Genomic DNA, 15,505 nt, shown 5'->3' on the forward strand with positions numbered 1-15,505 from the left:
GTATCCATATTTAGTAAAGAGTTTAATCCAACTATAATGTATTTAGAATGGGGTATTAAATGTTTGTTTTTATTATATTAGACGTGATATTACCAATATTAATATTGATGCTAATTGGTGCGATCTTACAAAGAAAGTTCCAATTTAACTTAAAGCAGCTATCTACACTTATTACTTATTGCTTGATGCCAGCGGCTGTATTTGTGAATATATATGATATTCGTATAGAAACAGATTTGTTGCTCCAGATAATATACTATTTAATGCTTTATAGTCTGAGTCTGATCGTAGTAAGTCATTTCATTTCAAAAATATTAAAGTTAGAAAAAGGAGAAAGTGCAGCTCTAAAAAATAGTATTTCGTTAATGAATTCCGGTAATTATGGGTTACCAGTAAGTCAATTGATTTTCAGTCATAATCCAGTGGGGGTTTCCATTCAGATTTTTATTGTGATTTTCCAGAATCTTTTAACTTATTCATATGGGATATATAACTTACTATCAGCAACAAAAACAATCGGAGGTATTATTCAATCATTTCTAAAACTGCCTGTATTTCATGCGCTCGTATTAGGGGTTCTCTTTCAATCTTTTAAAATTCAAATACCTAATTCTATCTTGCTACCTCTTAATCAGCTTGCGAATGGTTTTGTTGCAATAGCACTCATATTGCTAGGAGCACAATTATCCAACATTAAGCTTAATTTTTTCAATCGAGTCATAACATGGGCTTTAATTGGAAGGTTACTGATGGGACCATTATTAGCACTTGCCGTGATATACCTACTAAACATTGATGGTATTGTTGCACAATCATTATTTATTGCAAGTTCTTTTCCTACTTCAAGAAATACATCAACCATTGCTATGGAGTATCAAATAGAGCCTGAATTACATGCACAAATCGTTTTGTTCTCAACACTTTTCAGCATTATTACAGTAACTGTCGTTATTTATTTGTCATATATTTTGTTTTGAATATACGTGCAAAAACGAATAGATTTGAGGTAGTAAATGATGGATGGGAATCCCATCGATATGAGAAGAAAACAGTCTTTAATATATTGAGTGTCGTTTACAATTGTACCATGTCTGATAATCAAGCGGCTTAATTCAAAAAAGGAAACTCATTAGGGTTTATTTCGTATGCAAATCTTTAAAGCATCTACATATAGACTTGCGAAAAAAGACACAATCTCGCTTATAATAGAAGTTACATGAGCTTAGGTTGATAGCGATGGGGTGGGAGTGTCAAGTAAGAATTTTATCTTTATTGATTTTATGCGATTTTTCCGCATAATTATAACAAAGGGAGATGATTCCAAGTTGAGTAAACAGAATATCAGCACAACAGTTTCAGGAGATTTGATTGTTACCCATCTAATTGGTCAGATTAAAACAGAGGATGTGTATGAATGGTTTAATGATTTTGAGCAGGTTTGTCAGCAATTTATTTCTGAAGGGCGGAAATACAAATTATTGGTAGATAGAAAAGGATACACGCCAAATCATTTTTCTGTTCAAAAAGTATGGAAAGATAAGTTCTTCAATGAAACCATTTTGAATCATAGTAAGGCAATTGCATTTCTTCTTGAAGAAGGGGAGATACTGAATTATTTACAACAATCCAATACGAAAGAATCTGTGGAATTTTTCGATGATTATGAACAAGCGCTAATTTGGTTGAATGAATATCCAATGTAAAAAATGAATTGAAAGAGTTGCTCGTAATGTTGCAGTTATCATAACATTTACTTGTTTACAAGTTGCCGACACCATTCATTTTCTTCGCAGATTGCTTGTGCAGTTTCAAAAAAGAAACCAAAACAAAAAGAACAAACGCTTCTAAAAAACGTTTGTCCAAAGGTAATTACTATTTTGGCTAAGAAATAGATTATTATTTGTGAGTACGAGAAAGCTTTTTTATAAGTTTAGGAAGTATAGATGTTAATTCTTGCTTCATACGCTTTGTAGACGATGGATCTTTACCAGAAGTTGAAATAGTGACAATATATTCATTATTTCTTATAACGCCAGGTGTGTGAAACGATGATTCTGTACCATCGCTTACAACGTTAACCCACTGGAAATCGTGGGCGGCCTGTTTGACCATCATATTAACAGCATGTTGATTTGTAGCTGCATAAATAAGATGAGCATCTTTAATGTCATCATTACTAAAAGTTTTTTGCTTCCAAGTAATATAGGGAAGTTCTTTCATTTCCTCGCAAATCTCGGGGCTAATAACGGTGACGAAAGCGCCTGTATTTTTTAATCCAGACGCTTTTCGATATGCAATTTTACCTCCACCAATGATAACGACCACTTTATTATGTAGATTAAACATAAGAGGGTACATGCTATACATACACACATTCCTCCATTCGCTCTAATAATGCCAACTTCATATATGTATCAAACTTCAGGCAGTTACAAGTCGTAACGTGATCGTATTTTTTTGTATGCAATTTGATTTTTTGAAGCAATAATCCGGTAAAGAGAAGGTACGGCATGACATATACATGGGATGCGGCCGATGTTATAGTCTTGAGCTCAGCAGTAAAAGAGGGAGTTCCTTTCGTTAAAAAGGAGCACGATACTGGCATACTGAGTTTTCGTTCGACAGCTGCTCCGATTTGTTGTAACTCATGTATCGGCTGGGGGTCACTACTGCCTCTTCCTACGAGTAAAATACTACTACCTTGCATTGGAATAGTTTCACGTATTCTTTTCGCTACAAGTTCAACCATATGTGGATGCGTACTAAAAGGTGGTACAACTGAAAATGTTATATGTGGGTATTTCTTTTGTATTTGTTCTATTTCAAGAGGAATATCACGTTTATAGTGAGCTGCTGCAAATAATAAAACAGGTACAATCATTATTTCAGTTGCTCCCTCTAGTATTGTTTCTGTAACTGCATCCGAAATGGTAGGTGTTGTTAGTTCTAGAAAAGCTATTTTTTGAATTCTTTCGTTACGTTCTTTCATGACAGATTGAATAAAGCGAATAAATTGTTCATTGCCTTCTTGCAGGCGACTACCGTGTCCAACATATACAATTCCTTTCATCGTAGCACCAAATCTTTCTTCATAATAATGTCTTGTAATTGCTCATCTACATTATGTAATCCGACTTTATTCGCATAGTGTAAAGTTGGAACGTCGGTATACGAGAAGGGAAGAGTAAGAATATCAATAAAACCAAGTCGTTTTATTTCTGATAAAAAAGTATCAATTGAGGCACGCCCTTCAAACACAATGCTATCCCATGAGAATTCAGAAAGTATACGAGAATGAACTTCATCGAAACGATGATCAATTGTATACTCATGAGTCATCATATAGGAGCCAGCACCAATTTTCTCTTGAATAAAAGCAATTCGGTTAATATTTCTGCCTAAATAAACAGTTGTATGGGAAGAGAACTTTGCTTGTTTACTTAGTAGCCCATATTGCATAAGTTTTTCTTGAGTGGCAACATTCATGTGCTGCAGCTCTGCCTGTAAGGAACGAATATCTTTCTGGTATTTACTACATGCTTGCATCAAGATTTCTACACTTTCAGCTGAACAAAAAACAAGGCGATCAACGTTAAAAATTTCATTGATTTGTTCAAGTGTTAATGTATATTCTTCCTTTTTGAAAGTTGGAATTTGATATATTTCTGCACCGGTTTCTTGTAACCTTTGCTTCATTACACTTGTTTTATTTGTTGCAGATGCAAATAAAACTTTTTTACCATGTAATGGTTTACGTTCTTTCCAAGCGATTTGATTACGTAAGGAAACGACATCACCAACAATCGTCATGGAAGGGTTAGAAATATTTTCGGTTTTGACGTTATGAACAATGGTTGCTAGAGTCCCTGTGACAACGCGCTGTTTCCCAGTTGTACCCCATTCAATGACTGCTACGGGTGTATCTTCTTTTTTTCCTGCTTGTAGTAAGTTTTCACAAATGGTAGGTAAGTTTTTTATACCCATGTAGTAGGCGATTGTGTCGCTATTGTGGGATGAATTATATTTTCCATAATCGGCCAAAGGACCTTTTGCATGTCCAGTTAGTAAAGTGACGCTATTACTGTAGTTACGGTGGGTGAGGGGGATACCTGCATAGCTACTAGCGGCGATGCTAGATGTAATACCTGGTACAATTTCATACGGAATGTTCGCAGATGCTAAAGTTTCTGCTTCTTCACCAACACGACCAAAAATAGAGGGATCTCCACCTTTTAAGCGTACAACGGTTTTTCCTTCTTTCGCAAATTGAAGGAGGTGGGCGTTAATCATTTCTTGTCGCATAGTATGATTTTTCGGCATTTTTCCGCAATAAATAAGTTCGCATGTTTCTTTTGTATAATGAAGAAATCTAGGATTTAATAAGCGGTCATATAAGACGATATCTGCACGCTTTAAGCAGTCTATCGCTTTTTTTGTAATAAGCCCTTCATCACCTGGTCCTGCACCAACTAAATATACATATCCGTTCATATTCACACCTCATCTATTTTTATTTAAAAGGAAGCCAGGGGAGGCTTCCTTTTGTAAATTACATGTTTATATAAATGTCACCATCAATAACTTCTACTTCGTACGTTTGAATACAACCGTCATCAGGTTTTTGAACTTCACCCGTTATTAATGAAATTTTCCAATCATGTAGTGGACAAAATACGAATTCTCCAGATACAATTCCTTCAGCTAATGGACCGTTTTTATGAGGACAACGATTTTCTACAGCGCGAATATCGCCATTTGAAAGGCGGAATAGGGCGATAGACGTACCTTTCATTTGCACCTCTTTACCAATTTGAATAGGAAGGTCTTCCGCACGCATAATTTTTATTTTTTCTTTCGTTTGTAACATATAGTGCACGCTCCTTATTTTACAGTTTCTACGTCATACATCGCTTTTAATGAATTCGTTTCTAGTGCTTGTCCCCATGCTTCCGTATATGTGCTACGAGCTGTTTGGAAACGCTCATTTAACTTAGTGACCATATTTGTATCTTGCAGTATTTCTTTTATATGATCGAAGCCTAATCGTTCTGTCCAGTAGGCAGTGCGTTCTCCGTAAATACCAGTTTCACGATAATATTGCATGTAAGCTGTAGCGATGCGAAGAACATCATCTTCAGTAGGGACAATCATTACAAAATCAGCTTCACGCACTTCCGTACCACCATTTCCGCCGATATATAGTTGATATCCATTTTCGACACAAACAACGCCAAAATCTTTCGTAAGTACTTCCGCACAGTTACGTGGGCAGCCCGTTACACCCATTTTCATTTTATGAGGTGTATCTACCATTTCTAATGATTGTTCGAGTAGCATACCAAGCCCTAATGAATCTTTCGTACCGAAACGACAGAAACGAGAACCAACACACGATTTTACATTACGAAGTGATTTTGAATACGCATATCCAGAAGTCATATGTAAGTCAGCCCATACGTTAGGTAAATCTTGTTTCTTAACACCATATAAACCGATGCGACTTGCGCCTGTAATTTTCACAAGAGGAACATCATACTTTTTCGCAACTTCAGCAATTTTCATTAAATCATCTGCAGTTGTAACGCCTCCGTACATACGTGGAATAACAGAGAATGTACCATCATGCTGAATGTTACCATTCATTCTTTCATTAACGTAACGGGATGATTTATCATCTTCATATTCTTCTGGAATTGCCATACGTAAATAGTAATTTAAAGCAGGACGACATTTCGAACATCCGTCTTCATGTGCAAAACCGAGTACATTTCGTACTTCTTTTGGCGATTTTAAACCTTTCTCATGAATCGCTGCTACGACTTCATCACGTGATAAAGTTGTACATCCACACATACCGGCAGATTGTGCTGAGGCATCAAAAGCATCTCCAAGTGTATGAGATAAAATTTGTTCCACAAGTGGACGACATTTACCACAAGAACCTGCGGCTTTCGTGCAGCCTTTTACTTCTTCGAAAGTAGTTAATTCTTGTTCTAAAATGGCATGTACGATTGTGCCTTTCGTAACACCATTACATCCACAAATCGTGTCATCCGCACTCATTGTAGCAACGTCAAGTTCACTTTCTACACCAGCTTTGTGAAGAAGGGAAGCTGGTGTATATTCTTGTATATCTTCTTCTTTCCTTAACATACTAAAGAGGCGTGTACCATCAGCTGTGTCACCATATAAAACGATACCGACGACTTTATTGTCACGAATTAATACTTTTTTATAGGAACGTTTACATTCATCAAAGATGGATATTGCTTTCGTTTGATCATCTTCATAGATTTGGCCAGCAGAGAATAAATCACAACCTGCAACTTTTAATTGCGTACCGACGATGCTGCCTGTATATCCATCAGTTTGTAAATTCGTTATATGTTTTGCTAATATTGCACCTTGTTCATATAGAGGAGCAACAAGGCCATAGGCGATACCGTCATGCTCTGCACATTCACCAACGGCATAAATGGATTCATCATTTGTTAGCATATAGTCGTTGACTACAATACCGCGATTTACAATTAAACTAGCATCTTTTGCTATTTGCGTATTCGGGCGTATCCCGACTGCCATTACAATTAAATCACAATCTACAACTTCACCATCTTCAAATTGAATGCCCTCAACATGGTCTGTACCAAGAATTTTTACCGTTTTCTTTTCCATGAGAAATTTCATGCCTTGTGCTTCTAAATCTTCACGAAGGAGAGAAGCTGCTTTTGTATCTAGTTGTTGCTCCATTAAGCTCGGCATTAAATGAACAACATGTGCGTTCATTCCTAAATCAATAAGACCTCTTGCGGCTTCTAAGCCAAGTAACCCACCGCCGATGACAACGGCTTTTTTCTTATCTTTAGCAGTATCAATCATAAATTGTGTATCTTCAATTGTTCGAAATCCTGTCACACCAGGAAGGGTAGAGCCTTCAACAGGTAAAATAAAAGCACTAGAACCTGTTGCGATAATGAGCTTGTCATATGTAAGAGTACGATTCTTTTCTGTGATAATGATTTTTTCTTCTCGGTTAATACTTTGAACTCTTTCGTTTGTATACAAGGTTATTTCATTTTCTTCGTACCAACTGTAGTCATTCATAATGATATCTTGCATATTTGTTTTGCCTTGTAAAACATGAGAGAGCATAATGCGATTATAGTTTGGATGTGGTTCATCTCCAAAAATAGTAATCTCATATGAATCACTATCATGTTTTAATATTTCTTCCATACAGCGTATGCCAGCCATACCATTTCCGATCATAACTAAACGTTTTTTCATATTCATTTCCCCTTTTTATGTGAAATGTTGAACAAAGTATATTATGTTTCTATTATAGAAAATAAAAAAAGAGGGAGATGTGATATTTATCACATCTTAATAATGATTCACAAATTGTTAAAATTCGGATTTATGTGGAGAGATAAGTGAAAGGGAATTTTTTATATGGGTAGGTGGGAGTCGGGCTGCCCGTAAATGCTCGATTGGTGAAGGCTAATAATCAGTGGGGCATGAACATCCCCACTGACTAAAGTTTCACTTTATGAGAGAATACGTTTTTCTCCTTGAATTTCTTGAATTGGATTGATATTTTGTGTGAATTCAAGAGTACCTATATATTCTCCATCTTCACTTCGTATAGCAAAATAGCGGATGTATACATATTTATCTTTAAATTTAATCCAGAAATCTTCACAATTTTTATCGCCAGATTTAAAGTCTTCCAAAAGTTTTTCAACAACATGAACGCTTTTTGGAGGATGACAGTTTTGGACTGTTCTACCAATTATCGCCTTTGTACGAGCAAAGATTCGTTCTTTTCCATGAGAGAAATAACGGACAACATCATCCTTGTCAATGTACGTAATATCCACGGGTAAGTGATTCAACATCAATTCTAATTGTTTTAAAGATAGTACCCCAGTTTCTAATCGAATAAATCCTTCAGACATAGCTTCTTTCTCTTGCATTAGGATTCTATCAGGCTTCCATACACCTGCAGGACTAGTTAAGCAATAGCCAATTCCATCGCTTTCATGAGCAATTTTAATCCATTCATCTTCAGTAAGAGTTTGGAGTGCCATCGGAAATAAAATATTTTCCTCTTTAAAAATCATTTCAGTCGTTTCACGAATGACGAAGTCAATACTATCTAAAACGGATTGTTTATTGCTGTTATAGTTTATTAGTTTTTGTTTCGTCTCTTTAATAGCGTCACGAATAACGTCATCGATACCCCACATTACTTGTGTCGGACCATAAATTCCGTACTTTTCTAAATAAGGGAAAAGTAAATTTTCTTTGCGGCTGTAATGCTTATCGACATCAAGTAATAAATTTAAATCTTCTATTAGCTTATAAATGTTTTTTTCACTATCTTCTTTTCCAAACTGTTCATAGTGAAGATTAACTTTAAAGTTAACAAGTAGATCAATTTCTTTGTTTTCAAGTTTAAATGTATGAATTGGATGACCAGGTTGTTCTTCAGGTTGATTCAATCTATGAATTTCTTCAATGGAACCTTTAAATATAGCGGTATGAACGGAGCATAAACGTTGAACTTCTTCCACAGGAATCCCTTCTTCTTCCATTAGTGCTTGCTCAAGCTTTGAAATTTCTGCAACAGTAATATTACCGACAGCTTCTTCAAATTGAGCTTTCACTTCTTCAACACCTTTGCCGCTATGAAGACTTTTAATAATTTCTTTTAACATGGATTGACGTTCCATTGTATCCATATTCTTTTGTTCACGATTGTTAATGATTTCACTCATAAGGATTCTCCTCTATTCTTTAATTTTAAACCCATTCGTTTCAAACGTATGTTTCACGAAATCAAATGAAATTCCTTTCATTCGGCATCCATTGGGAATAGTCATTACTCGGCCCGCTGTTTGCAGCATGCCAGGTTTCGTTATATGTTCAAAGCCTAGTTGCTTTAAGATAGGGATGAGTTCAGGATGTTGGCTAGCCAAATCATGAACTGTTTGATTCATATCGATTACTTTCATTATCATGCTCACCTCAAATTAGAGTGATATTGATTCTCAATAATAATGTAACATAAGGAAAATGAATAAGGTGTGAGTAAAATCACACGTGTGATGTGGATGAATTCAAGTGAAATTGTACTAGTAGGGGAGGGCAGTCAAAAGAATAATATACAGGAAATAATGCTTTTATAAAGGGATTTAATGGAATGAAAGAAGAGAGGAAGGAGGAATAATCAGTTAGGTATGAAGAATCCTCCAATAAAAAAACTTTCATTTTTAAAGAATTTCTGCTTTTAAAGCATTTGGATCAATAATGTAACAACCGTTTTCATCGAGATCAATTAATTCTCTGCGTTTTAACTGACTCATTGTACGACTAACCGTTTCTCTTGAGGATCCAATCATATTGGCGAGCTCACGATTAGTAAATTGTGTTTTTAACGTGTATGTATCGTTTACTTGTATACCATTTGATTTACATAGGCGAAGTAATAACATAATAATTTGTTCATACGTATCATGAAGAATTTGTTCTTCTAATCTGTTTTGAAGATCCACAATTTTTTCACCTAGAACTGTAAACAATTTAATGCATAATTCAGGGTACTGAATCAAAATCTTTTCAAAATCTGAGATAGGCGTAACAATTAAGTGAGCGGTTTCAATTATTTCCGCGTGAGCTGGAAAGACGCCTCGTCTAAAGAAACCAGCGTGTGGAAACATTTCTCCAGCTTGAAGGACAGCAACAATTTGTTCTTTTCCAGTTGCATCAGTTTTTTGAATTTTTACTTTCCCTGAGTGGATAAAGAAAACACGATCAAGTGGCTCATCTTGCAAAAATACAAATGACTTACATTTATAAGTTCGTAAACTTGAAATATCTACAATAGGCTGTAGTTCTTCTTCTGAAAGTTCTTTAAATAGGAAGACCTCTCTTAAATGTTTTTTAATCATTTGTTCTTTCATAAATACAACTCCTTCATGCTATGTAATATACTTCTTCAATAAAATGAAACTTTAATCAGAGGGGGTTTGTTCATCCCCCACTGATTATTAGTCTTCACCAATCGGGCTTTTACGGGCAGCCCGACCCCCACCTAACTTCTTTGCTTTCGCTGGATTTTGAGGTGGGAGTCTTACTGCCCGTTAATGCTTGATAAATTAAATAATAGTAAGCTGCCCAATGAAATGATAGGGGAAGTGTGACTATTTCTTACACAATGAAAAAGCAGGACATGAGCATGTATACTCATGTCCTGTGCTTTATCTATGCTTTCGTAATTGCACGTGGAAATAAAATGTTATTTTCTAAATGTATATGCTCAAATAAATCAGATTCTAGAGCTTCAAGACGTTGGTAAACAAGTCGATAAGTGCCACAAGCTCCTTCTGGAGGAGTAAAGTCATTTGTCACTTTACGAAGTTCTTTAATAATATTGCCAGCGTGGTTATGTTCATTCTCCAACTCATCCACTACTTTACGTAATTTTGCATAGTTTTCATCAGTTGGATGTTGTTCGAATTCTAAAATTAATGGGAAATCTTCTGTTTCTTCTTTAATTAAATGCTGTTCTAATTCCATCTTAAGTTCATGAAATAGCTTATGAATTTGAGCTAAATGAGGCTGACTTGCTCCATGGACGCGTAATACTTTCGTTACATACGGACTTAATTGTGGCAACTCTTCATTTAAATAGCGATGGTGCTTATTTATAACATAATCAATCAATTCGCGATAAGATGCATTTTTCCAATCAATTTCAGACTCGTTTAATAGTTTTGTTTTATCATAAAGCGTATTTAACTCTGTAAGTACTTCTGTTGCTGATAAATTTCTTTCATTAATTGCATCAATAAGTGGTTTATTACCACCACAACAAAAATCTATTCTATATGATTTAAAAAGATCACTAGCTTTCGGAAATTGTGTAACAATCTCACCGACAATAGAAGTTTCAGTAAATGTATGTTCCATATGAATGCCTCCATAAAGTTTAATGTGATAACTAAACCAAGAATAGCAATATATTAAAATCAATGTGGTGATATAAATCACTTATTATGTGTCAGTTTTGAAAATAAACGGAATATATGTTGTTAAAAATGGTCAGGTCCAACTAATAGAACCACCTCAAGGTGGATTTGGTGAACAATCATTTGTATATTCAAAATGGAAAAGTAATTCGTATGGAAGAGCGAAAAATACGGTTAATATAATCAAATTTGAATTTTGTTAAGAAATGGGACTACAAGCATCAATAATTATATGGGAAAAAGAGCGTTATCACTGAAATAAAAAAGCCCTGCACACAGGGCATCTAAAAAGATACCTTAGCAATAATAACGATTTTGGGGACGTATTAGCTAAGGTATCTGGATGGATGGTTGCATACTAAGTATGCAGTCAAGAGCATTGTTGAATGTATTGGGTTATTCAATAAATTAAGAATAACAAGAAATTTCTGTTAATTCACCTGGTAAATTTGTCTAAAAAAATGCCTTTATAAAAGTTTTTCACCTAAGAAATGTATGCGTGGATCTTAACAAAAGCGTTATTTTAGCTAAAAGAGCATCTAACATAAGTTAAATACTCTTTGACTTAAAATAAATCTTCAGATGTATCTCTAATTGAATAGTTCTCACTAAAATTTACAATAGAAGAAAACTTTTGAAAATTGAAATTCATTAAAAAGAGCACTATTAGAATAGTGCCCAACTTCAATTTGCAGGAGTATTATGAGGAAACTTAAGTAGGTGGCTTAAGTTTCTCTGTAATAATTATGAATTTGTGATAAGGAAAATGTTTATATTTTAAAGTAATGTTGAGGGATATTTGTAAGTAGTGAAATCTTCTTTGAAGATATCTTTAACTAATTGAATCGTTTCTTCATCATAAAAACTATCATAGGTCGGATGCCTTGGGAATAAGGGATCTGTAATATCACCATCTGCATAGTTACCTTTGTAATTTGCAAGATTACTTTGGTGGTGCCACGAGTTAATTAATCCATTTAATGGAGATTTTTTAAAACAATGTTTATCTTCTAGGGCGGACAGATGGGCAGAGAGATTTTCAAGGTAAATGTGATTTGTAACGAACTCTTCTTCTCCTTGTATATATTGAGGTGTGAAGTGTGGGTTTACACCTTCAAAATTTGGTGCATGAGCTTTTAAATAATATAAATAGAGTTTAAAAGAAATCTTTTTATTGCAAGATTCATCACCATAAAGATAACGACGGATTGGCTTCCACTCAGTGGATTCGTAATATGGCGCTGGTATAAGAGAAATAAAGGAACTTACAGCTCTTTTGAAAGGGTTTCTTACCAATTTATACGTGTCTTTTTCTTTTGCTTGTAATGCGTTGGCTAAATCAGTGAAATATGGTATAGAATTTTTATAAATTTCAAATTCATAGTTATGAACAAATGGGCTATATTTTACAACTTCTTTAAACAAATTAATGTGATAAAAGAACCAATATGCGAGTGAAGTGCAGCCGCTTTTTTGGCTCCAAAATAAGATTAAAGGGAAATCTTTGTGAAAGTGAGGGGGACGCCCATACTTGGCTATAAAATCATAAATATTTGTGATAAGCATATTTAACCTCCATTCACTTTGTATACTTTTCTTATTGTATGGAGGGAATACTAAACATATGAAAATAAGCAATGAAAATGTCTGAATAATTTAAGAGAAATAACTTTTCATAAAAGGGTTATTTGAATAATTATGGATTGTGTTGATTTATAGATACAACAATTAATTTGATAGAAAATTAAAATTAATCATGTTAATAATTTGGAAAACATAAACCTGGAAATAACAATTGATATTCTGGCATTAATCGGAGATCGCTAGTTAAGTTTGCATAGTGTAGATAATTTTCTTCTAATTTAGCTAGTGTTACAAGATGATGAGTACCCAAACCATTCTGGGCGCTATGTTTAGAAAGAGTAGGACCAATCTGTAGTTTCCGGTCCTTCATAGCGTTGTTCCATGGACTGTAAAAGAACTTTAAAATGAAAGCAGGATACTTGTAAATAGTAAACGAATAGAACGAGTTATGTCTTCCTACTGAATAGTTACCATGCGAATAATTATGAATTAATCTACCGCCGTTATAAATGGTAAGAGGACTAGGCTGAATTACTATTCCATGAAAACGTTGTTTGACAAGTGGAATTCCATATCTCGGTTTAGTGTAGGCATGCATAGGGTCATCTACCATTAAAATAGTTCTAATGGAATACATCTTTCTTTTTAATTTAGTAAGTGATGAAAAAAACTCTTCTTTATTAGAACAGCAAAGAAATTCAGTGGTATTTAACACCATTTTCCAGCCCGTAATTTCTTTTTCTATGTTCATTACTTCTTGATCAACTAATACGGCATCAAACTCTAATACTTTTGAATCACGGATTTCCCAATGAGGTGCAAATAATTTGCATATTTCAACCGAACGATCAGTAGACCCACGATTAATAAGAATACCATGATCAAATAATTTTGTATGGTGCATTAACCACCACGGAAGCAGATACTCTTCGTTATAAAAATGAGAAATTAAAGTTGTATTCATAAAGAGTCCTCCTTTCAAAATTTTGTGGAATATATCCTTGTCTAGTATGATATGCTACTTGATCTAAAAAGTTTTCTTTAAAATTTATAATGGATGTTGAGATTAAAAAACACTCAATGAAAGAATATAGCCCACCATATTCCGAATAATGCAATCCAAACAATCTAAGTAATATGTATTTCAAAATTTTCATAATTACTCCTTTTAGATATAAATTGCTCAATGAAGATGGATTTTATAAAATTGTTACAAAATAATCTTTTTCAAATAAGAAAGTTACTAAAATGTGGAAAAATAATATAACAATATCTATAAATATAGTCCTACTGTAAGAATCAGCGGACATCGAACTATAAGAGCATTAGTAATATTGCTCTATAGTTTGGTTTCCGCTTTTTTATTAACAAAATGTATAAGGGGTGTTTTTATATATGGCGCAATTAACTTTCTTACCTAAAATTGATCGCAAAGCAACGCAGGCTCGTTTAGAAGAGGTTCTTGAAAATGTTCGTATTTATAGACAATTTGGGATGATTAGACATGAAATGAAGGTTACAGCATCTAGCGAGGTAAGATATCATGGTCCAACAAATATGGTAGGGAAGCCATCTGAAGATATTACTTTAGCAAATGTTGGTATGAGTGAGCGTACGTATAGACGAAATAAATCTAGGGGTATCGCCACCATTTTTGAAAACCCCCGTGCTAAGAGCATACAAAAATTTATACAGATTTTGGCTAATTCAGTAACAAAAGAGAACCCGAAAACCTGAGTCAGGATAGGAATGTATAAAATAATGCATGAATCTTTAGAACAAAAAAAGGAAGTTCCTTTGTCAGGGGATGGGCCCACATTTCCTTGCTATCGATAATGAGACGTCATGTTAGCTTAACATGAATATAATATAAAAAAGGAATTTATAAGATTTGACGAGAATAAAATTGTACTAAAAGGATATCGGAGGTTTTTTATGAAACTAGTAGGACAGCAAATATATCTTCGACTTTACAAAATTTCTGACGCGAGCGAGTTAGCTAACTTACACACTAGAAATCGCGAATTTTTTCAACGAGTTTGTCCATTACTCCCAGAAGTCTTTTATACAGAAGAACATCAAAAAATACGCATTGAACGAGCATTAAAAAAGAAAGCTGAAGATCAAGTTTACGCTTTTGGAATCTTTTTAAAAGCAACTGATAAACTTATCGGAGACATTTCATTAACTCAAATTGCTAGGGATCCCGCCCAAAGCTGTTATACGGGATTTACCTTAGATAGGGAGCATAATTCAAGGGGCTATACAACAGAGGCTCTACAACTTGTTGTAGACTTTGCATTTAGAGAATTAAAACTACATAGAATTGAAGCAGGAGCTATGCCTAGCAATATAGCATCTATTCGTGTATTAGAAAAAGTAGGATTTAAAAAAGAAGGTATAGCTAAAGAAAATGTAAAGATTAATGGCAAATGGACAGATCATCAAATATTAGCTATCATCAACAGCCTGGATGTATAAGCACATTTCACTCCCAATAATGAGACGTTATGTTAACCTTACGTGTATATAATATACAACCAAAATCAAACAACATATCACTTCTTTAAAATGGTAAAATAGGGAAAAAGGAAGTTCTAAATAATACCTTTAGAAAACTCTATTTATTACATAGGGGTTGCCAAAAAAAAGATGAAAGAGAAAAGAAAAAAGTAAGGGAGGGGCATAAGTGAAATATATTTATGGATTGTACATATCACTTATATTGATGATATTTATTAATTTACTTAATACTACAATATTTGATAATAAATATTCAGGAATAACAATGTACATCTCTTCCGTTATATTCACAATTGGGAGCGCATTCTTCATAAATGCAAAACGGCTTAAAATTAGTGAGAAAAAATAAAACAAAAAGCAACTCC

Annotated in this window: 16 protein-coding genes and 1 pseudogene; 6 read left to right on the top strand and 11 right to left on the bottom strand. The window is 34.2% G+C overall.

Translation table 11 applies throughout. The features are described from left to right. Positions 1-59: 59 nt before the first annotated feature. Together JDS95_RS08700 and JDS95_RS08705 are read left to right on the top strand one after the other, a co-directional pair. Positions 60-977 (top strand): AEC family transporter, encoded by a 918-nt coding sequence (locus JDS95_RS08700; protein ID WP_000497492.1) that lies wholly within the window; start codon positions 60-62, stop codon positions 975-977. A 303-nt stretch (positions 978-1,280) separates the two neighbouring features. Continuing rightward, complete coding sequence (locus JDS95_RS08705; RefSeq protein ID WP_085450169.1) at positions 1,281-1,703, top strand: STAS/SEC14 domain-containing protein; 423 nt, start codon at positions 1,281-1,283, stop codon at positions 1,701-1,703. A gap of 193 nt (positions 1,704-1,896) precedes the next feature. Here the strand turns inward: JDS95_RS08705 and JDS95_RS08710 are convergent, their stop codons facing one another. The 9 genes from JDS95_RS08710 to ric form a co-directional block, all read right to left on the bottom strand. After that, positions 1,897-2,367 (bottom strand): precorrin-2 dehydrogenase, encoded by a 471-nt coding sequence (locus JDS95_RS08710; protein WP_000287168.1) that lies wholly within the window; start codon positions 2,365-2,367, stop codon positions 1,897-1,899. Continuing rightward, positions 2,360-3,070 carry a sirohydrochlorin chelatase gene (locus JDS95_RS08715; protein WP_000676483.1) on the bottom strand — a complete coding sequence of 237 codons (711 nt, stop codon included), beginning with the start codon at positions 3,068-3,070 and terminating at the stop codon, positions 2,360-2,362. The genes JDS95_RS08710 and JDS95_RS08715 overlap by 8 nt, the downstream gene beginning before the upstream one ends. Then, positions 3,067-4,491, bottom strand: a complete 1,425-nt coding sequence (locus JDS95_RS08720) for a uroporphyrin-III C-methyltransferase (protein WP_001014931.1) — start codon at positions 4,489-4,491, stop codon at positions 3,067-3,069. Before JDS95_RS08720 ends, JDS95_RS08715 begins: the two co-directional genes overlap by 4 nt. Positions 4,492-4,549: 58 nt before the next feature. Further along, positions 4,550-4,867: a nitrite reductase small subunit NirD gene (nirD, locus tag JDS95_RS08725; RefSeq protein ID WP_000942185.1), complete on the bottom strand. Its 318-nt coding sequence runs from the start codon at positions 4,865-4,867 to the stop codon at positions 4,550-4,552. Positions 4,868-4,881: 14 nt separating this feature from the next. Further along, a complete protein-coding gene (gene nirB / locus JDS95_RS08730; RefSeq protein ID WP_085449876.1) occupies positions 4,882-7,287 on the bottom strand; it encodes an NADPH-nitrite reductase large subunit in 2,406 nt (801 codons plus the stop codon). A 260-nt stretch (positions 7,288-7,547) separates the two neighbouring features. Continuing rightward, positions 7,548-8,780 carry a DUF438 domain-containing protein gene (locus JDS95_RS08735; protein ID WP_085449875.1) on the bottom strand — a complete coding sequence of 411 codons (1,233 nt, stop codon included), beginning with the start codon at positions 8,778-8,780 and terminating at the stop codon, positions 7,548-7,550. 12 nt (positions 8,781-8,792) lie between these two features. Continuing rightward, positions 8,793-9,020: a DUF1858 domain-containing protein gene (locus tag JDS95_RS08740; protein WP_085450168.1), complete on the bottom strand. Its 228-nt coding sequence runs from the start codon at positions 9,018-9,020 to the stop codon at positions 8,793-8,795. A 255-nt stretch (positions 9,021-9,275) separates the two neighbouring features. Then, positions 9,276-9,965, bottom strand: a complete 690-nt coding sequence (locus tag JDS95_RS08745; RefSeq protein ID WP_000663106.1) for a Crp/Fnr family transcriptional regulator — start codon at positions 9,963-9,965, stop codon at positions 9,276-9,278. A 301-nt stretch (positions 9,966-10,266) separates the two neighbouring features. After that, a complete protein-coding gene (ric, locus tag JDS95_RS08750; RefSeq protein ID WP_000401367.1) occupies positions 10,267-10,974 on the bottom strand; it encodes an iron-sulfur cluster repair di-iron protein in 708 nt (235 codons plus the stop codon). 76 nt (positions 10,975-11,050) lie between these two features. On the opposite strand from ric, the pseudogene JDS95_RS08755 reads away from it, so the two are divergent. Continuing rightward, positions 11,051-11,216: pseudogene (locus JDS95_RS08755) on the top strand (DUF3954 domain-containing protein). Positions 11,217-11,810: 594 nt separating this feature from the next. Here the strand turns inward: JDS95_RS08755 and JDS95_RS08760 are convergent. Then, positions 11,811-12,599 (bottom strand): sulfotransferase family 2 domain-containing protein, encoded by a 789-nt coding sequence (locus JDS95_RS08760; RefSeq protein ID WP_000909241.1) that lies wholly within the window; start codon positions 12,597-12,599, stop codon positions 11,811-11,813. A gap of 193 nt (positions 12,600-12,792) precedes the next feature. Continuing rightward, complete coding sequence (locus JDS95_RS08765; protein WP_001098390.1) at positions 12,793-13,581, bottom strand: glycosyltransferase family 2 protein; 789 nt, start codon at positions 13,579-13,581, stop codon at positions 12,793-12,795. 431 nt (positions 13,582-14,012) lie between these two features. Between JDS95_RS08765 and JDS95_RS31065 the strand changes: the two genes are divergently transcribed. The 3 genes from JDS95_RS31065 to JDS95_RS31810 all read left to right on the top strand — a co-directional run bounded on the left by JDS95_RS31065 (position 14,013) and on the right by JDS95_RS31810 (position 15,489). Further along, the gene (locus tag JDS95_RS31065) at positions 14,013-14,354 is read left to right on the top strand and encodes a hypothetical protein (RefSeq protein WP_000068014.1); all 342 of its coding nucleotides are present in this window, start codon (positions 14,013-14,015) and stop codon (positions 14,352-14,354) included. A 198-nt stretch (positions 14,355-14,552) separates the two neighbouring features. Next, on the top strand, positions 14,553-15,098 hold the full coding sequence (locus tag JDS95_RS08775) for a GNAT family N-acetyltransferase (protein ID WP_000779776.1): 546 nt from the start codon (positions 14,553-14,555) through the stop codon (positions 15,096-15,098). A gap of 208 nt (positions 15,099-15,306) precedes the next feature. Further along, complete coding sequence (locus JDS95_RS31810) at positions 15,307-15,489, top strand: hypothetical protein (RefSeq protein WP_085449873.1); 183 nt, start codon at positions 15,307-15,309, stop codon at positions 15,487-15,489. Positions 15,490-15,505 lie beyond the last annotated feature (16 nt).

The organism is Bacillus cereus group sp. N24, from assembly GCF_016483345.1.
Classification (GTDB): Bacteria; Bacillota; Bacilli; order Bacillales; family Bacillaceae_G; genus Bacillus_A; species Bacillus_A toyonensis.